Origin of the sequence: Halostella pelagica, assembly GCF_004762015.1 — an archaeon.
In the GTDB taxonomy this organism is placed as follows: Archaea; Halobacteriota; Halobacteria; order Halobacteriales; family Natronoarchaeaceae; genus Halostella; species Halostella pelagica.
The window spans coordinates 40,390-57,115 of the sequence record NZ_SJES01000004.1; the positions used below are offsets into that span (position 1 = coordinate 40,390).

The following is a 16,726-nucleotide window of genomic DNA, read 5'->3' on the forward strand; positions in this document are numbered from 1 at the left end:
GGTTCGAACGGCTCGTACGACAAGACCGGTTCGAACGGCTCGTACGACAAGACCGGTTCGAACGGCTCGTACAACAAAACCGGTTCGAACGGCTGGCGCGACAATACCGAGTAGTTGCTGGAGGTCGTAGCCCGCTACATGAGCGATATCCGTCCGTTCCATCGGTTCGCGCGCTGGTACGACCTCGCGATGCCGACGGTCGACGAGACGCCGCTCCGAGAGGCGCTCGGCCTCGCCGAACGACCCGTCCGGCACGGCGTCGATCTCGCGGGCGGCACCGGCCGTGCAGCGAGCGGTCTCCAGCACGTCGAGTGGACCGTCGTCGACGCCGCCCGCGGAATGCTAACCCGCGCCCGTCAGCGCGGACTGGACACCGTACAGGCCGACGCGGCGCGGCTTCCGTTCCGGGCTGAATCAGTCGACGCCGTCGTGATCGTCGACGCGTTGCACCACGTCGCCGAGCAGGACGAACTCGTCCGAGAGGCGTCCCGGGTCCTCCGTCCCGGCGGCGTGTTCGTCGTCGCGGATTTCGACCCCGACACGGTTCGGGGGCGGGTGCTGACCGCGGCCGAACACCTGATCGGCTTCGAGTCGACGTTTCGTACGCCGACCTCGCTCGCGGCCGACGTACGACGTGCGGGGTTCTCGACGCTGATCCCGGAGGGCGGGTTCGCGTACGTCGTCGCGGGCGTGAAACCGTCGGAACGATAATCGTTCGGATCGCAGGACCGAACATGGACTCGCTCGAATCCCGCGAACGGACGGGTCTCGCGCCGGCGTCGCTACCGCTTTTCGGCGGCGACCTGGTAACGATCGCGTCGTTTCTGATCGCCGGCGAACTGAGCCACGGCATCGATCCCGTCTCGCAACCACTGGTAGTGGTTGAGACTATCGTCCCGTTTGTCATCGGGTGGTTCGTCGCCGCCCCGCTGTTGCGCGTCTACGACCGGTCGGCGCTGTCGACGCCGCTTGCAGCGGCGCGACTTGCCGCCGGGACCTGGCTCGCTGCCGCCAACATCGGCCTCTTGCTCCGCGGGTCGCCGTACTTCGAGGGCGGCACGACGTGGCCGTTCCCGCTCGTAATCATCGGAATCGGTATTGTCTCACTGGTGACGTGGCGGGTCATCGCTGCCCGCGTTCTATCGACGGGATAGCACGGCCCCGGTCACAGACGCGACGACGGCGATACCCGCGAGAACGAGAAACAGGGCAAGCGGCGTCCCGTAGGTGAGAACCGCGCCCGCTATGGTGCCGCCGAACGCGCCGACCCCGAACGTTCCGAGATAGGTGAACCCGTAGGAGAGACCTCGCGTCCCGGCGGGCGTGTACTCCGCGACCGTGGCCTGGTACAGCGGCTGGACGACGAACAGCGTGAATCCGAGAGCCGCGCCGACGACGAGAAACGTCGTCAGTCCAGCGTTGGCCGCCGGAACGAATGCCGTCGCGAGCACTGCGAGCGCCGCGAACGCGACCGCGATACCGACTTCCGGCCGGATCCGGTCAGTTAGCTTCCCGCCGACGAACTGGCCCGCCATGCCGACCATCAACAGCGCGACGTAGGCGTACCGCGCCGGTTCGAGCTCTTCCCGCCCGACGGTGACCGGCGCGAACGATTCGAACTCGCCCAGCACCTCGGGGAGAAACGTGAGAACGCCGCGGTAGTAGAGTCCGGACATGATCACGACGAGGAAGATGCCGACGAACGCGCCGGAAAAGAGCGCGCGAGAGTCCGTGAGGAACTCGTCCAGCGAGGAGACGGCGCTTGCCCGCCCGTCGCCGTCAGCCGACCGATCCGGGCCGGCGTCGGTCACCGCTTCCGGGTCGCCGTCCGCGGCGACCTCCGCCGTCTCGTCGACGTTCGCCCGAAGCGCGTACAGTCCGCCGACAGTCGCCGGAACGGCGAGCAGTGCGGCGACAGTGCGCCATTCGAAGGGGATGAGCAACAGCGTCGTCGCCAGCGGCCCGAACGCGATGCCCGCGTTGCCCGCGATCCCGTGGTAGGCGAAGGCGTTCCCGCGCTCCTCGACGCCCTTGCTGATGAGCGAGAGCCCCGACGGGTGGTAGACGCTCGCCGCGACACCCCACAGCAACAGCGCGAGGGTCACGAACGGGATAGAGGGCGCAACCGAGAGGACGAGAAAGGACCCGCTCATCCCGAGCAGGCAGGCCGCGATCACCCGCTGAGACCCGACGATGTCGGCGAGCATTCCGCCGGGGAGCGCGCCGATCCCGAACAGCGCGTAACCCGCTGTGACGACGAGGCCCATCGTCGCCTCCGTCGTCGAGAACTCCAGCAACCAGACGGAGACGAGAATGGGGATCGAAAGTTCGTACGTGTGGACCAGCGAGTGGCCGACCATCACGAGTCCCGTGATCGACTTGTCGTTGGCGTTCACTCTCAGGGATAGTACGACAGTCTCGGGTTTGAACCCGTCGAAAGGGTGGGATGACAGAACGGCCCGTCGCAGGTCCGGCACGCGCTCGGCGATCCGTTTCGGAGACGAAGTCGGATCGACTGTGCGTGCGAGCTATCGTATGATATATGGTCACTAATACCCATTTGTAGCCCCAAATAATGCCAGATCGTCGAACGAGCGTACGGTTTGCTGTTTATCTGTCACAGATGGACGTCGGAGTCCCAGACCGAAAACCGCCCGACTGAGTCCCGGTTCAGCTGTCCGATGCAATCAATAACTTATGGAAATCAGATCCAGTCAATACTGGAACAATATAGGTGAAATACCTGGTGCCTATGGGGAACACTTATATGCATATGCCTCATAGTATGTGATAGACATTATGACTAACTACTACGACATCGTACTCGGCCTCATTCCCGTCGCACTGCTCGGTCTCACTGCTCTTCTCACTACTGCGGGTCTCGGTCTCACTACAGCGGTTCCGCTTGCGGCCAGCGTCTCCGTCGCGCTCATCGGTCACGCGATGTTCGTGAACGGGCCCGTCGACAGCACGGAAACGCCCCAGCAGTCCTCCCGGTCGCAGGTCGCCCCCGTCAACGCCGACTGATCTCTGATACGTCTCTCTACCGCTGATTTCGGGTTCTTCTCCGTTCAATTCTCTACTCTCTTTTCGACTCCGCCGCCGCTATCCGTTTCTACCAACCCTTTTTACGCCGGTCACCGATCGTTTCAGCATGACGACCGCACGGTTCCTGACGAGCGATGATGTTTCGGGCCTGGCGTCGCCGCGAGAGTACGTCGAGACCGTTCGGGACGGGTACCGCCAACGGGGTGAGGGCGCCCCCGCCGAACCACGGACGAAACTACCCAACGCCGACCCGCCGGGGATGTTGACCGGCTACTCGGCGGTCCTTCCCGACACCGGTGCGATGGGCGGATACATGTACGCCGCTGGCTTCGGGGCCGAAGACGCCTGGTTCGTGACGCCGCTTTTCGACGCCGAGAGCGGCGAACCGCTCGCACTTCTGGACGGCGCGAGCATGAACCCCTTCAAAACCGGGGCGGCGGGCGCAGTGGGAGTCGACGCGCTCGCCAGACCCGACGCGACCTCGGTCGCCCTGATCGGGGCCGGTTCGCAGGCGCGCGGCCAGTTACGGGCGACCGTGACAGTCCGTGACGTCGAGACTGTCGACGTGTACTCGCCGACGAAAGAGAGCCGAGAGTCGTTCGCCGCCGAGATGAACGAGCGACTCGACGCCGCCGTCGCGGCCGTCGCCAGCAGTTCCGCGGCGGTCGAGAACGCCGATATCGTCATCACCGCGACGTCGGCGAGCGACCCGGTGTTCGACGGGGACCTGCTCGCGGACGGTGCACACGTCACGGCGATGGGCCAGTACCACCCCGAGAAGCGGGAAATCGATACGACCGCCATCGAGCGCTCGAAATACGTGCCCGACCTCCGAGCGCGGGTCATGCAGGACGCGGGGTCGTTCATCCACGCTGTGGAAGAGGGCGTCGTCACCGAGGACCACGTCCACGCCGAACTCGGCGACATCGTCGCCGGCGAGGCGCCCGGCCGGGAGACGCCCGACGAGATAACCGTATTCGACAGCGGCGGTACCGGTATCGAGACCGTCGCGTCGGCGAAACTCCTCTACGACAGGGCCGTCGAGGAAGACCTCGGCTCCGAGATCGACTTCGCGCCCGCGAGCGAGGCGCTGACTGGAGAGTGATCGGAGAGACGAAAGCCGTCTGCTTCATAGGGACTGTTGTAATTCAGTTCGGTATTTCGCCGACGCGGGGTCGGCGAATACCGGTACACAGTTACAACAATCCCTATCAGAGACCCAGCGCCTGTGTGAGCGTCAGCCCACTCGCGAGCGCGCCGGCCAGATAGCCGCCGATAGCGCCCCCGTTGAGCAGCGGAAGGCCGGCGTGGGCGCGACCTTTCAACACCATCGTCATGAGCACGACCAGACCGACCATCGTCCCGACCATCGCCGACAGCGACGCCAGGTTGAGAGCGATTCCGGGCACCTGAATGAGTCCCTCGTCGATGAAGAACGCGGCGCTGGCGACGATGATGGTGGGCATCACGGCGTCGCCGAGGCCGATAAACAGCGCGTCCCGTTCGAGCGGCCCCTCGTCGGTGACGGCGTCGCCCGCGCTCCCGTCAGGGTCTGTTGCTCGGTCGTCGGACGCTCCCCCGTCGTCGGTCGCCGTGTCGGGTTCAGAGACTTCCTCGGAACCGGTCGCGTCCGCTCCGTCCGTCGCCCCGCGTTGCGCCGCGAGGAACGAGTACGGAAGCGTCGTCGGCACGACGAACATGATGGGCACGTTCAGGTCCATCACGCCCTCCGCGAGGTCGAGCATGTGCTCGGTCCCGTAGACGCTGATCGCGTCGTACACTGCGAGAACCACGAGCAGGATAATAGCGGGCAGGAGACCGAAACTGATCCCGAAGATGCCCGCCGCCCCCGCGCCCATGACTATCCCGGTGGCGTCGATGACGTACCACTCCGGGTGGACGAGCAGGCCGACGATGACGGCCGCAGCGCCGGCGAGCGCGAGGACGTTCACCCCGACGCCGCCGACGGAGACGGAGACGAGCGGCGGGACGACGACGTTCAGGACGTACCACGTCAACAGACCGCTCGTGAACACCAGGAGTCCGCGGATGAACCAGCGAATGTCGAACTTGATGGCGGCGAGCATCACGCCCGTCGCAATGAGGATCGCGCCGAAGTAGGCGAAACTGTTCGTCGGATCGTCGGGGTTCTCGACCGCCTGGTAGCCCGCGGATTGGAACGGTTCCACGAGTGCGAGCGCCCCGAGTTGTACCAGCAGGAAGATGCCGACCGTCGCCGCAACCGCGGCGTACGCGCGATGTCGCTGTTCCATGTGATCGCCGGTTAGAGTGCCTGCGGTATGGCAGTTGCGCTCCCGAGTGTCTGGCCCGCTATCGCCCGTACAGTTTCTCCCCGAGCATCGTCGCGAGCGGTTCGTCGCCGTCGGGCGAGACTGCGACGTACGGCCGCGAAACCGGGCCGAAAACGTCGACGACGCGCCCCACGTCGTTCAGCGATTCGTCGACTGCGGTCCGCCCGATGTCGGGTGCGTCTTCGCCCGCCGCTCGGAGAATCAACAGCCCCTGTGCCGTCCGGACGACCTCGCCGAGTCGCTCCATCACTCTCGGAGGGCGGCGACGTACGCGGCGACCGCCTGGACGATGTTGTTTTTCGAGGAGTCGTCCGCGTCCTTGATCAGGACGCGCCCGCGCTCCTCGTGGCCTTCCCGGGAATAGGCCACGTCTCGCTCTATGACGGCGTCGTATCCAACCTGTCCCGCCGCTTCCGCTATCTCGTCGACCGTGGGGTCGGGCACCGCGATGTCCGTCGGCACCCGTCTGCCCTCCGTCCGCGTCTTCTCGGCGTCGAGATAGGCGGGCCAGATGACGTTTTCGACCATACGTTCCGGTTCCGCGCGCCGCCGTTAACAACCTTTCTGTCGGCCGTAACCGCGTCGACGGATTCGCCGGGCCGCGAGGTAGAGATCGGTCGGCGAGTGACGGCCGTCAGTGCTTTCACCGTCGGCCAGCGAGCGCGAGCGCGGCGACGAGCGCTGCGACCGCTGCGCCGGCGCCCATACCCGGCTGTCCGTCACTGTCCGACTCGCCGTCGCCATCACTGTCCGTTTCGCCGCCGTTCTCCACAGTGGTGGTCGTTTCGCCGGAACTGTTCGATCCGTTGATTTCGGCTTCGCCGCGGACGCTCACGTTGGCCTCCTCGTACGCCTCGGGGTGGATAGACTCAGCGATCTGACTGATCGGGACCACCACGCGCGGTCCGGGCTGGGTGAGGTAGTTGGCGTTGACCTCGATGACCTGGTCCTCTTGGACGGCGGTCGTCCCGGACAGCGCCTCGCTCTCCTGAAGGCCCATCTGGCGAGAGACCATGATCCACTCGGGGTTCTGCTCGATGATCACTTCGCCGCTCAGTTGACCATACCCCTCGACGCCGGCCGCGACGGCGATGTTCTCCCCGCCGCCGAGTTCGATAATGTGGTTGATGAACGTCCCCTCTCCGGGGGTGTAGCCGCCGCCCATCTGGTAGTAGAGGGGCGCGGCGTCCTCGCCGCTGATGGCCTCGTTGACGACCCGGATCTCGGTCTGCATCCGGTCGACCGTCTCCGCGGCACCCTCGCAGTTACCGGTCAGACGGCCGGTGCGGTTCGTCTTCTCGTAGATGTCATCGAGGGAACCCGCCTCCCGGAACTCGTACACCGTCATTCCGGCGTTGCGGACCTGTGAGATAGTCTCGTCGGGCGTGCTGTTGGGCGCCAGCACGAGGTCGGCCTCCGTGGCGACCACCGTCTCGACGTTGACCGAGACGCCGTCGTCCTGGCTGATGTCGGTCACGTTATCGCGGCCGTCGAGATACTCCGTGTACCGGCTGACCGCCATCCCTGTCACCTGCCCCTGCCCGCCTATCTCCCACATCGTCTGGGCCGCGCTCGGCTGGAGCGCAACCACTGAATCGGGGCGTTCGTCGAGCGTTATCTCGTTTCCTTTCGCGTCCTCCACCGTTACTGGGAACGAACAGTTCTCCTGAGCGATTGCATCGTTCGTTGCTGCCGCCGGCTCGGCGACGGCGGCGGTGTCGCCCGGAGCTGCCGGCTGGGCGGCACCCGCGGTGCCGACAGCGCCGACGCCCGCAACGACGACTAGCAACGCGACCAAGAGTCGAAATCCGTCTCGTACCATCGGTCTGAGACTCCGTCGTTAGACAATAAGTATTTACCTAACCCAACTCGGATTGCAACCATGCGAACTGGGGCTCGGACGATAGTCTGGTCCGCGGCGCTCACTGCCCTGCTCGGCGCGGTCGTCGTCGTGAGCGCCGCTATTGGCCCCGTGTCACTGGACTACGCCAACGTCGCGAAGGCGACGGTAAACACCCTCGCCGTCCCAGCATCGGCGGGGCTGTCGGTGTCGTCCGTCTCGCTACCGCTGCTGCCGGTGTCCGTTCCCGTGCCCGGTTTCGACGTGGGGTACGTCCACCCCTTCTCGCTCGCCGTTCCCGAGACGGACCAGCGGATCGTCGGCAAACTCCGCCTGCCGCGCATCGCGCTCGCCGGGGCCGTCGGGTTCGCGCTCGCGTCCGCGGGGACCGTCATGCAGGGGTTCTTCAGGAACCCGATGGCAGACCCCTCGATCATCGGCGTCTCCTCCGGCGCTGCGGTGGGCGCGGTCGCCGCGCTCGCCTTGCCCGGCGTGGTCCCGATCGGGCCGCGCTGGGCGGCCTTCGCCGGCGCGCTTGCGACCGCGTTTCTCGTGTATGCTATCGCTACCGAGGACGGCCGAACGCCGGTCGCGACGCTTCTCCTCGCCGGCGTCGCCGTCCAGACGCTGCTCGGTGCTGTCGTCTCGTATCTCCTCGTCCTGAGCGGCGACCAGTTGCGCGAAGCGATGTACTGGCTGATGGGGAATCTACACGCCTCGACGTGGAGCGACGTGGAGTTCGCGCTTCCGGTCGCGGTCCTCGGGTTCGCGGCGCTGAGCGCGTTCGCGCAGGACCTCAACGTCCTCCTGCTCGGCGAGGAGGACGCGACGCATCTCGGCGTCGAGGTCGAGCGCACGAAGCGACTGCTTCTCGCGCTATCGAGTCTCGTCACCGCGGCGGCAGTCGCCGTCGCGGGCGTCATCGGTTTCGTCGGGCTCGTCGTCCCGCACATGATGCGGCTACTCGTCGGTCCGGACCACCGGATACTGCTCCCGACGAGCGCGCTCGCCGGTGCCTCGTTTCTGGTCACCGCCGACACGCTCGCGCGGTCGGGACCGGCCGAAGTACCGGTCGGCATCGTCACCGCGGCGATCGGTGCCCCGTTTTTCCTCTTCTTGCTCCGCCGCCGGGAGGTGAGCGCGCTGTGATAGATATCGAGAGCGTACGCGTCTCGCTCGGCGGCGCGGAGGTCCTTTCGGGCGTCTCCGCGTCCGTCGAGCGGGGGTCGTTCGTGGGACTCGTCGGTCCGAACGGGGCCGGCAAGACGACGCTCCTGCGGACCGTAAGCGCAGCCCTGACTCCGGACAGCGGCAGCGTGCTGGTAGACGGCGACGACGTTCACGTGCTCTCGTCGAAAGCGGCCAGCCGGCGGGTCGCCGTCGTACCGCAGGAGACCCACCTGTCCTTCTCGTTCGACGTCGAAACCGTCGTCGAGATGGGTCGCCATCCGTACCGGTCGCGGTTCGGTCGGGAGACGGACGCGGACCGCGACGCGGTCGCAAAAGCCATGGAGCGGACCGCAGTCGCTCGCTTCGCGGACCGCTCTATCGAGGGCATCAGCGGCGGGGAGCGACAGCGCGTGCTCCTTGCGCGGGCGCTCGCCCAGGACGCGCCGGTTCTCCTCCTCGACGAACCCACTGCCAGCCTCGACGTGAACCATCAGGTCGAGACGCTGGAACTCGTTACGGATCTGGTCGCCGACGGCAAGACGGCCGTCGCCGCTATCCACGACCTCGACCTCGCGGCGCGCTACTGCGACGAACTCCTCCTGATCACCGACGGCGACCTGCTCGCCGCGGGTCCCCCTGTGCAGGTCCTCTCGGAGTCGCGGCTCGCAGACGCCTTCGACACGAACGCCGTCGTCTCGCGGGACGGGACCACCGGAAGCGTCTCCGTCACGGCGCTCGCAGACCGTCCGGACGCGGACGGGACCGTCCACGTGGTCGGCGGCGGCGAGACCGGTGCCAGAGTGCTGGACGCGCTCAGGTCGGCCGGGTTCGACCGCACGGCCGGGCCGCTCCCCGAGGGCGACGCCGCCGCCGAGACCGCACGCGTACAGGGTGTCGACCTCCTCACGTCGTCGCCGTTCGACCCCATCGACGGCGCGATGATAGACGCCCTCGCCGACCGCATCGCCGCCGCGGACGTGACGGTGCTTGCCGACCCCGTCGTGACGCCCGGCAACCGAGACGTGCTGTCGGTCGTCCGCGACGCGCGGACGCTCGTCGTCGTCGAGACGCGACCGTTCGAGGAGCGCAACCACGCCGGAGAGGGCGCGCGGGAGGCGTACGAATCGCTCCGCCGCGGCGCGACGGTCGTCGCCGAGGACGACGTGACCGCGGCGGTCAGAGAACTCCGCCGGACGGTCACCGCGGAGAGCGCGTAGCCGGTCTCTGTCACTCGCTCGAAAACGAGAACGCCACGACGCGCCCGTCCCCGTAGATCACGTACGGGTCCGGCACGCCGTCTCCGTCACCGTCGGCGAGCGTCGGGTGCGTGAATATCGCCACGTCGCGTTCGTAGGAGTCGAGTACCTCGCCAGAGTCGGGGTCGACGACCGAAACGACGCCGTCGTTCGTGACGGCGACCAGTTCGGGGTCGCCGTCGCCGTCGATGTCGCCCATGCTCGGGGGCGGCGTCATCTGGACGTCGGCGGTGGTCAGCGTCGTCGACCACTCGGTTTCGCCGTCGGTCGCCCGCAAACTCCGGAGGTCGCCGTCGCGAGCGACCGCGTATATCTCGCGGCTTCCGTCGCCGTCTCCGTCGCCGGTCGCGTGTACCGCGGCGTACTCGCCGAGGTCTCGCTCCCAGACGACGCTCCCGTCGGTGCCGTCGACGAGGGAGACCGTCCCTTCCGTCGACGCCACGACGATTTCAGTGCCGGTTCGGTCCGGAACGTCGACTGTCGTCATCCATGTGACTGAGCCCTCGACCGCATCGGTCTCGTTCCAGCGAACCCGACCGTCCGACTCGTACAGTTGCACCGTGCCGCTCCGGAGTCCGACGACGAGTTCGCTCTCGCCGTCACCATCGAAGTCGGCGACCGACGGTTGCGCCCAGGTGTACGAGTCGAGGCGGTCGGTCCAGCGCTCCGTCCCGTTCGGTTCGAGGACGAACACCGTCCCGCGGACGTCTACCACGACGGTTTCGCTGCTCCCGTCGCCGGTGAGGTCGTCGACGACCGGCTTCGTGTACCCGTACGAGGTCAGGTCGTGGCGGAACTCTACCTCGCCGGTGTCCGGGTCGTGCGCGGTGACTGTCTGCTCCGTGGTCGCGGCGAGAACCTCGACCGTGCCGTCGTCGTCGTAATCGGCGAGGGTCGGGTCGGCGACGGAGTGGATCGTGCAGTTAGCGGGCCGGATCTGAGACTTCCACTCTCGACTGCCGTTCTCGTCGAGCGCGACGAGGCTGCACTGGTCCGTCCCGCTGGTGCCGCTGATCGGAGCGTACACCATCGCCGAACCGTTCACGGTACCGACAGCGGTGGCGTGGTGGTTCCCTTCGATGCTCCGCGCGGTGTCGCTAACCCACCGCTCGGTCAGTGTCCCGTCGGGCGTCCCGCCGCTGACACCGAACAGGGCGACACCGCCGAGTACGAGGACGACGAGCAGCAGCGCCGCGAACGTCCGGAGTCGCATACGCGGCGGTTCGAACCGCTCGTGGTAAAGCTTACACATGCGAGAGCGGGTTTCGACGGTTGAACCAGCAGTTACTTCCGCCCGTCATCGGCAGATTTCCGTATGCGGTGGCACGTCCGGATCTCGTCGGCGGTGATGAGCGCGGTGTTGTTCTCCGGTGTCGCGAGCGCGCACGGCGTCGGCGGCACCCGGTTCGACGCGCCGCTTCCGCTTTCGCTCCTGTTCGTCGGCGCGGGAGCGACTGTCGGTCTGACCGCGGTGTGGCTCGGTGCAACGGGCACCCGACTCGACGGCGTCCGCGCCCGACGACTCGCGTCGCTCTCCCCGAAAACGGCGACCGTCCTCCGTGGCGTCGCCCGCGTCGCGTTTCTGGTCGCGTTCGTCTGGGTCCTCTACGCGGGGCTGTTCGGAAAGCAGGTCCGAGCGGAGAACTTCGCCACGGTGTTCGTCTGGCCCGTCTGGATACGCGGCGTGGGGCTGGTCGCGGTCCTGTTCGGGAGCCCCTGGCGCGTGCTGTCTCCGTGGCTGACCGTCTACGACGGCCTCGCGTGGCTCGAAGGGACCGACGTTTCGCTCGTCGGTGCGTATCCGTCACGGCTCGGCGAGTGGCCCGCTCTCTTCGGATTCGTCGCCGGGATCGGGATCGTTGAGAACCTCACTGTGATCCCGCGCTCGCCCCGACTCACCGCCACTGTCGTCGCCGCCTACGCGCTCGTGATGGTGGCCGGCGGTCTCTGTTTCGGCCGCGAGTGGTTCCGCCGGGCGGATGCGCTCGACGTTCTCTATGGACTGTTCGGCCGGGTCGCCCCGGTCGCCGCGACCCGCAACGCGGACGGCGGGATCCAGTTCGAACTCCGGGCCCCGTGGCACGGGACCATCGACGGCGTTTCGGATCTCTCGGTCACGGCGTTCGTCGTCGCGACCGTCTACACCGTCAGTTTCGACGGGTTCACGAGCACGTCCGAGTATCAGACGATCCTCTTCGACGTACGGGAAGCCCTCGGCGTCGGCCCGGTCGTTTCGGTGGGGCTGTACGCGGTCGGGTTCGTCGGGTTTCTCGTCGCGTTCGCACTCGTCGCCGCAACGACTGACCGACTGGTAGGCAACAGCGAGTCGTGGCGGACGACGGCCTGCGCGTTCGCGCCCACGGTGTTACCGATCGCCGTCGTGTACGAACTCGCGCACAACTACCCGTACGTTCTCCGCAACGCGGGCCAGTTGGCCGCGGTACTCGGGCCGTATCTCGGGTCGGCCACAGACGCGATCGAGCCGCTGTGGTGGCTTTCGCTCCCGGCGTTTTGGTGGTCACAGATCCTCCTGATAGTCGGCGGCCACGTCGTCGCCGTCGTCGCCTCCCACGAGGTCGCGCGACGCCGATACGCGACGCGGTCGCTCGCTCGCCGCGCACACTTCCCGCTTACCGCGTTGATGATCGGTTACACGGTGCTTTCGCTCTGGATCGTTTCCCGACCCGTCGTAGCGGGCTAACCGCGGGACTCCGTCGTCGGGCCCGGCCGGGCGGGATCGGTTCCGAGGGTCACGAAACGGTGAACTCGATGGGGTCCATCTCCACGAACGCCGTCTCGTACCCCTCGTGCCGGGACACCTGCGGGGGCGTGTCAACCGTGATAGTCACCGCGTCGTCGCTCTCTATCCCGTCGAGAAGCGCCCCGTAGTGGTATCCGATATCGGGATGGACCGCCTTCGAGAGCGCGCCGTCGAATCGGGGTTCGCCGCCCCGTTCGACCGTGCCGGAAAGCGACATCATCGGAAGCGGCACGCGGTTGAACGGCGTTCGCGGCGAAACGGCGAGGTAGGTGCCCGAACCGTCTATGAACGACGGATCTCGAACGGCCGTCACCTGAAAGACGGCGTCGCCGCTCGTCGCCTCGGTGAGGTGGTCGCCGGGCATGGCGTCCGGTTCGGGAGCGACGGAAACCGGGGCCATCTCCATTTCCATCAGGTCGACTGCGCCCCGTTCGCCCTGCTGGTTCTCGAAGGTTTCGAACCTGAGTCCGTCCCGTTCGTCGACGCTGTACTCGAACTCGACGGTCCCCGACGCGCTCTCCTCAAACCGTCCCTCGAACGGGCCGGGCTTGGAAACGTTCATACTCCCGATGTCGAGCGTCACGTCGTACGTTCCCTCGCCGTCGAGCGCGAAGTTATCGCCGTAGTGAAAGCCCATGTTCTGCGATATCATCGGCCAGGGCGGCTTCTCGGTCACTATCTCCCCGTCCTGTTCGACCGTCATCGAGAGGCCAGACCCGACTGGCAACACCGTCCCAGTCTCGTCGTCCCACACCGATGCCATCAGGTGGATATCGTCCTTGTCCCTGATCGAAACCTTCTCAGTCGTCGTCCCAGTGACCGTCCAGAACCGGTGCGGGAACGAGTACATCAGCCCGATAGTGTAGTCGCCCGCGGCGGTCATACCGATCATCTCCATGCCCTCGACGTGGGTTGGGAAGTACACCGCGTCCGGCCGGTCCTCGACGACATCGGGGACGCTTCGGACCGACTCCGTCTCGAAAAGGGAGTTACAGCCGGCGATAGCAACCGCACCGGCGAGAGACGTACTGGCGAGAAACTCGCGTCGTTGCATAGGGAAACGCTAGTTACAAGGGCCGAAAAGTCGTTCTGGTACAGTTGACGAAAGCCATCGGGGCAGGTTCGGTTTACCTACTCCGGCTTCGGCGACGGGAACGCTCGCAGCGAGCGCGGCGGGATCAGGAAGTTCCCGCGGCGCTTGACGGACATGTACCGGAGGATCCCGTTGTTCGTCCGCTGGCCGACCGCGGAGTTCTCGGCCAGGTCGGTGCCGTTCATCGCTTCGCGCGTGTCGACGAAATCACTGATCGACCGCTGAAGCGAAACGAAGTGTAGTCCCGCCTCGCCGCCGTTCGTGGAGTCGAAATCCCGTCGGAGGATGATCGGGTCGTCGTCCTCCCGCGCGCGCGCCGCTTTCTGCGAGTGGCCGACCATTCCCTTTGTGCGGGCGTGTTCCTCGACGTTCTCGACGCAGTCGCCGGTTATCTGCGTGTCCTCTCCGAGGTTCTCGCCGGTCCCCTCGACCTTGTCCTCCTCGGCGTGGACCGGACAGAACATCTTGGCGACGCGCTGGTCGCGGCTGTCCTGTTCGTACCACTGCTGGAGGTTCAGCCGGATCCGGGACAGTTGCTTCGTGGTGCCGCCTGCGAACGGTCCGTCCTGAATCGTAACCCGGTCTTCGCTGGCCTGGTTCTCCTCGAAACCGGACTTGAATCCCATGTACAGCGGCGCGTCTTCCGGAACCGGGTCCGAATCGGGAATACCCCTGACGTCCTGGTTCTCGGCGGGAAGTCCTTCGCCGACGAAGCCGGTCCGCCGGTCGGCCTTCTCGACGACGCCGTCGACGGACGTCTCCGTTTCGACACCATTGAGTTCGTCCAGTTCCCCGAACAGCGCCTCCTCGGCAGCGAGCGCTACTTGCGCGTGGTCGCTGGCGAGATGCAATACGGCGTCGTACTCGTCGAGCGCGGGGTCTTCGAGCGGCGAAAGCGCTCGCGGCTCCGGAAGGTCGACGGATTCGGGAAGCGAGGCGTCGTACCTGGCGAAGTACGACGGCGAGTAGCCGAGCGTGAACAACAACCCTGCGGTGTCGCGCTGGTAGGCGCGTTCGAGGTCCCGAAGCGCCGTTTCGAGCGTCTCCCGCTCCCGTTCGGATGGCGTCCCGTCTCCCGAATAGTCGAGCATCAAAACAACGTTGTGGGCGGGTGCCAGGCGGTTCCCGTGGGTGTCGGTCGACAACAGTTCGTTCCAGGCGTGCTGGCGCTCCGACAGCGTCGAGAGGTCCGACGGACCCTGCGGAACGTCTATCTCCTCTTCCTCGCCGTTCCCGTCCCGCTCCATACAGGCGGCCAGCGCCGCGGACCCGCCGATGGCGACCGCGGATTTCGCGAACTCCCGCCGAGAGATCCCGCGGTTCCTGTTGGGTGAAGGCATTGACCGGACTAGTGTCTTAATCAGAAAGGGCGTTCTGGTGCAGTTCTCGAAAGCCGCGCCGTACCGCCGGGTCCTCGTGGAAGGCAAGTACTGAGCCGAGACATTACGGCGAATCTCGGTCTCCTTGACTCGGCGGTCAAGCCGCCGGGACCAAGCGTGGAGTGGTCGGACGTGGTCCATCTCCCCCTGACTTCGCAGGTGGACGCCACATGGTTCCGTCTACGCTGATCTCACTAGTTCTCTCTCCAATGTTCGATATAGCGATATTCGATTTACCCGTCTGTCGGCCGACGTGCGAATATCGGACCGTACGGTCCTGAAGCGGAGAACCGCGTTCAGAGGAGGGTGTACACGTTCGATTCGTACGTCTCCCGGACTCTGTCGCCCCAGTTGTGCGTGTAGGTGTCGATGATGTCCTGTGCGACGTCGCCGCGTAGGTACTTCACGACGCCGCGGTCACCCGTGCGGTCCCGAAGATGAGTGGTGAAAAAGTGCCGGAAGTAGTGCGGCGTGACGTTTACCTCGGCACCGCCGCCCGACTGATACCACCCGCGGTCCCTAGCGTACCCTTCGACGGCGTGATGGACCATATCCGGTGTGAGTCGACTCCCCCAATTGCGACTCGTGCTGGTAAACAGCGGATCGGCGGGTGAGTGGGCGTCGGGGCGGACGGCGAGCCATCGACCGAGAACCTGACGGAGTTCGTCGTCGACGGGGATCACCGTCGCTCGCTTGCGTTTGTTCGACGCTGTTCGTTGCTCGCCGTTCGTTACGGCCCCGCGAGCGGGATCCGCAGCGACGTACAGCGAGTCCGGTCGTTCGGCGAGTTGTGCCCGTGTCGTGGTATCGTCATCGTCGTAGGGTATCTCCGAGAGGTGGACGTCGCGGCGGTCGAGGTTACAGAGTTCGCCGACGCGCATTCCCGTTTTGAGGAGGACCACGATCACGGCCTGATCAAGCGGATGCGTAACGTCGGCGACGAACGCCCGCATGTCCGACAGCGGAATATCGCGTCTGGCCGGGTCAGTGTCGATGGTTTCGTCCATCTCCTCTACGACCAACGTCATCGGGTTCGATTCGAACGCCCCCACCTGTGTCATGTACGCGTAGAATCGGTGGAGGTAGGACGCATACGTCGCCACCGTACTCTCGGCGACGCCGTCGCGGATCTCGTGAACCCAGGCCATACAGTCCCTGTGCGTGGCCGCCGACAGCGCTGTCGAGGTCCCGGACGGACTCCGGTCCGGGTCCTGCAGAAACGCCTCGAAACGCCGTAGAACCCGCTCGTACGCCTCTTGAGTCCGGTCGCTCTTGCCGTGATAGGCGACGTCTTGCAGGAAATATCCGACCGGATCGTCGACGTCGCCCGGTGCCGGTCCCGTCGTACTCATCCGTCCACCCGGGTGTATCCACCGTGGCGACCGCTGTATCGAACCTCGTCGTCCCCTTGGAGATTCTGCAGGGTATCTTCGAGTCGGCTCTCGATGTCGCCGGTCACCGCCTCGACGAGTTCGTCCCAGTCGAGATATTCGCCGTCATCGAGCACCGAGAGGACCCGGTCATCGAGGCCTTCACCCCCAGGGGTAGCGTCCTCGGAAGGCCCTTTCTCCGAACCGGACTGGTCAGATTCGTTTACCCCGTCGCCGTCTGCGGGTTCGAACCCGCGACGGCCGGCCTGGACCATCGACCGGACGAATTCGCTCCGACTCATGTCCAGTTCGTCGGCGTGGTCGGTCCAGATCTCTTTCTGGTAACGAGGCACGTACGTCTTGACGACGGTTCGCTCCGTCTCGTCTCCCTCGACTGCCATGATGCCCCCCTCGTTTTCTCCCCACATTAATCTGTCCCAATACCACAAATAAGAGAGTTTATCTGGGATACTGGCCCCATATTTTCACCCCCCGAA

At 65.9% G+C, this 16,726-nt stretch carries 17 protein-coding genes; 7 read left to right on the forward strand and 10 right to left on the reverse strand.

Annotated elements, in window-relative coordinates:
* Positions 1 to 138 precede the first annotated feature (138 nt).
* Together EYW42_RS10920 and EYW42_RS10925 are read left to right on the forward strand one after the other, a co-directional pair.
* Positions 139 to 711 (forward strand): class I SAM-dependent methyltransferase, encoded by a 573-nt coding sequence (locus tag EYW42_RS10920; protein WP_135535319.1) that lies wholly within the window; start codon positions 139 to 141, stop codon positions 709 to 711.
* Between the two features lie 23 nt (positions 712 to 734).
* Positions 735 to 1,154, forward strand: a complete 420-nt coding sequence (locus EYW42_RS10925) for a DUF3054 domain-containing protein (protein WP_135535320.1) — start codon at positions 735 to 737, stop codon at positions 1,152 to 1,154.
* On the opposite strand, the gene EYW42_RS10930 is transcribed toward EYW42_RS10925, so the two are convergent.
* Entirely contained in the window at positions 1,140 to 2,396 is a 1,257-nt protein-coding gene (locus EYW42_RS10930; protein WP_135535321.1) for an MFS transporter, read from the reverse strand. The two genes, EYW42_RS10925 and EYW42_RS10930, sit on opposite strands and share 15 nt — an antisense overlap.
* 403 nt (positions 2,397 to 2,799) lie before the next feature.
* On the opposite strand from EYW42_RS10930, the gene EYW42_RS10935 reads away from it, so the two are divergent.
* Both EYW42_RS10935 and EYW42_RS10940 read left to right on the forward strand, forming a co-directional pair.
* Entirely contained in the window at positions 2,800 to 3,027 is a 228-nt protein-coding gene (locus EYW42_RS10935) for a hypothetical protein (protein WP_135535323.1), read from the forward strand.
* A gap of 127 nt (positions 3,028 to 3,154) precedes the next feature.
* Complete coding sequence (locus tag EYW42_RS10940) at positions 3,155 to 4,153, forward strand: ornithine cyclodeaminase family protein (RefSeq protein WP_135535325.1); 999 nt, start codon at positions 3,155 to 3,157, stop codon at positions 4,151 to 4,153.
* Between the two features lie 106 nt (positions 4,154 to 4,259).
* On the opposite strand, the gene EYW42_RS10945 is transcribed toward EYW42_RS10940, so the two are convergent.
* The 4 genes from EYW42_RS10945 to EYW42_RS10960 all read right to left on the reverse strand — a co-directional run bounded on the left by EYW42_RS10945 (position 4,260) and on the right by EYW42_RS10960 (position 7,182).
* Positions 4,260 to 5,321 (reverse strand): presenilin family intramembrane aspartyl protease PSH, encoded by a 1,062-nt coding sequence (locus EYW42_RS10945; RefSeq protein ID WP_135535326.1) that lies wholly within the window; start codon positions 5,319 to 5,321, stop codon positions 4,260 to 4,262.
* Between the two features lie 58 nt (positions 5,322 to 5,379).
* Positions 5,380 to 5,607, reverse strand: a complete 228-nt coding sequence (locus tag EYW42_RS10950; RefSeq protein WP_135535328.1) for an H/ACA ribonucleoprotein complex subunit GAR1 — start codon at positions 5,605 to 5,607, stop codon at positions 5,380 to 5,382.
* The gene (srp19, locus tag EYW42_RS10955; protein ID WP_135535329.1) at positions 5,607 to 5,888 is read right to left on the reverse strand and encodes a signal recognition particle subunit SRP19; all 282 of its coding nucleotides are present in this window, start codon (positions 5,886 to 5,888) and stop codon (positions 5,607 to 5,609) included. The genes EYW42_RS10950 and srp19 overlap by 1 nt, the downstream gene beginning before the upstream one ends.
* 115 nt (positions 5,889 to 6,003) lie before the next feature.
* Positions 6,004 to 7,182 (reverse strand): PGF-CTERM-anchored ABC transporter substrate-binding protein, encoded by a 1,179-nt coding sequence (locus EYW42_RS10960; protein WP_135535330.1) that lies wholly within the window; start codon positions 7,180 to 7,182, stop codon positions 6,004 to 6,006.
* Positions 7,183 to 7,242: 60 nt separating this feature from the next.
* Between EYW42_RS10960 and btuC the strand changes: the two genes are divergently transcribed.
* Both btuC and EYW42_RS10970 read left to right on the forward strand, forming a co-directional pair.
* Positions 7,243 to 8,349 (forward strand): vitamin B12 ABC transporter permease BtuC, encoded by a 1,107-nt coding sequence (gene btuC, locus EYW42_RS10965; RefSeq protein ID WP_135535332.1) that lies wholly within the window; start codon positions 7,243 to 7,245, stop codon positions 8,347 to 8,349.
* Positions 8,346 to 9,587, forward strand: a complete 1,242-nt coding sequence (locus EYW42_RS10970) for an ATP-binding cassette domain-containing protein (RefSeq protein WP_135535333.1) — start codon at positions 8,346 to 8,348, stop codon at positions 9,585 to 9,587. The genes btuC and EYW42_RS10970 overlap by 4 nt, the downstream gene beginning before the upstream one ends.
* 10 nt (positions 9,588 to 9,597) lie before the next feature.
* On the opposite strand, the gene EYW42_RS10975 is transcribed toward EYW42_RS10970, so the two are convergent.
* The gene (locus tag EYW42_RS10975; protein WP_135535334.1) at positions 9,598 to 10,839 is read right to left on the reverse strand and encodes an outer membrane protein assembly factor BamB family protein; all 1,242 of its coding nucleotides are present in this window, start codon (positions 10,837 to 10,839) and stop codon (positions 9,598 to 9,600) included.
* A gap of 102 nt (positions 10,840 to 10,941) precedes the next feature.
* Here EYW42_RS10975 and EYW42_RS10980 point away from each other — a divergent pair, with 102 nt between their 5' ends.
* Positions 10,942 to 12,327 carry a hypothetical protein gene (locus EYW42_RS10980; protein WP_135535335.1) on the forward strand — a complete coding sequence of 462 codons (1,386 nt, stop codon included), beginning with the start codon at positions 10,942 to 10,944 and terminating at the stop codon, positions 12,325 to 12,327.
* A gap of 49 nt (positions 12,328 to 12,376) precedes the next feature.
* Here EYW42_RS10980 and EYW42_RS10985 read toward each other — a convergent pair whose 3' ends face one another.
* The 4 genes from EYW42_RS10985 to EYW42_RS11000 all read right to left on the reverse strand — a co-directional run bounded on the left by EYW42_RS10985 (position 12,377) and on the right by EYW42_RS11000 (position 16,630).
* A complete protein-coding gene (locus EYW42_RS10985; RefSeq protein ID WP_135535337.1) occupies positions 12,377 to 13,441 on the reverse strand; it encodes an iron transporter in 1,065 nt (354 codons plus the stop codon).
* Positions 13,442 to 13,518: 77 nt separating this feature from the next.
* A complete protein-coding gene (locus tag EYW42_RS10990; RefSeq protein ID WP_135535339.1) occupies positions 13,519 to 14,820 on the reverse strand; it encodes a DUF7405 family protein in 1,302 nt (433 codons plus the stop codon).
* Positions 14,821 to 15,155: 335 nt separating this feature from the next.
* Complete coding sequence (locus EYW42_RS10995) at positions 15,156 to 16,211, reverse strand: tyrosine-type recombinase/integrase (RefSeq protein ID WP_135535341.1); 1,056 nt, start codon at positions 16,209 to 16,211, stop codon at positions 15,156 to 15,158.
* On the reverse strand, positions 16,208 to 16,630 hold the full coding sequence (locus EYW42_RS11000) for a DUF5805 domain-containing protein (RefSeq protein WP_135535342.1): 423 nt from the start codon (positions 16,628 to 16,630) through the stop codon (positions 16,208 to 16,210). Before EYW42_RS11000 ends, EYW42_RS10995 begins: the two co-directional genes overlap by 4 nt.
* Positions 16,631 to 16,726 lie beyond the last annotated feature (96 nt).

Bases quoted from the DNA above. Each gene is read 5' to 3' on its own strand.
- EYW42_RS10935 (WP_135535323.1), top strand. From the start codon at position 2,800: ATGACTAACTACTACGACATCGTACTCGGCCTCATTCCCGTCGCACTG.
- EYW42_RS10995 (WP_135535341.1), bottom strand. From the start codon at position 16,211: ATGAGTACGACGGGACCGGCACCGGGCGACGTCGACGATCCGGTCGGA.
- btuC (WP_135535332.1), top strand. From the start codon at position 7,243: ATGCGAACTGGGGCTCGGACGATAGTCTGGTCCGCGGCGCTCACTGCC.
- EYW42_RS10920 (WP_135535319.1), top strand. From the start codon at position 139: ATGAGCGATATCCGTCCGTTCCATCGGTTCGCGCGCTGGTACGACCTC.
- EYW42_RS10925 (WP_135535320.1), top strand. From the start codon at position 735: ATGGACTCGCTCGAATCCCGCGAACGGACGGGTCTCGCGCCGGCGTCG.
- EYW42_RS10960 (WP_135535330.1), bottom strand. From the start codon at position 7,182: ATGGTACGAGACGGATTTCGACTCTTGGTCGCGTTGCTAGTCGTCGTT.
- EYW42_RS10975 (WP_135535334.1), bottom strand. From the start codon at position 10,839: ATGCGACTCCGGACGTTCGCGGCGCTGCTGCTCGTCGTCCTCGTACTC.
- EYW42_RS11000 (WP_135535342.1), bottom strand. From the start codon at position 16,630: ATGGCAGTCGAGGGAGACGAGACGGAGCGAACCGTCGTCAAGACGTAC.
- srp19 (WP_135535329.1), bottom strand. From the start codon at position 5,888: ATGGTCGAAAACGTCATCTGGCCCGCCTATCTCGACGCCGAGAAGACG.
- EYW42_RS10985 (WP_135535337.1), bottom strand. From the start codon at position 13,441: ATGCAACGACGCGAGTTTCTCGCCAGTACGTCTCTCGCCGGTGCGGTT.
- EYW42_RS10950 (WP_135535328.1), bottom strand. From the start codon at position 5,607: ATGGAGCGACTCGGCGAGGTCGTCCGGACGGCACAGGGGCTGTTGATT.
- EYW42_RS10980 (WP_135535335.1), top strand. From the start codon at position 10,942: ATGCGGTGGCACGTCCGGATCTCGTCGGCGGTGATGAGCGCGGTGTTG.
- EYW42_RS10990 (WP_135535339.1), bottom strand. From the start codon at position 14,820: ATGCCTTCACCCAACAGGAACCGCGGGATCTCTCGGCGGGAGTTCGCG.
- EYW42_RS10940 (WP_135535325.1), top strand. From the start codon at position 3,155: ATGACGACCGCACGGTTCCTGACGAGCGATGATGTTTCGGGCCTGGCG.
- EYW42_RS10945 (WP_135535326.1), bottom strand. From the start codon at position 5,321: ATGGAACAGCGACATCGCGCGTACGCCGCGGTTGCGGCGACGGTCGGC.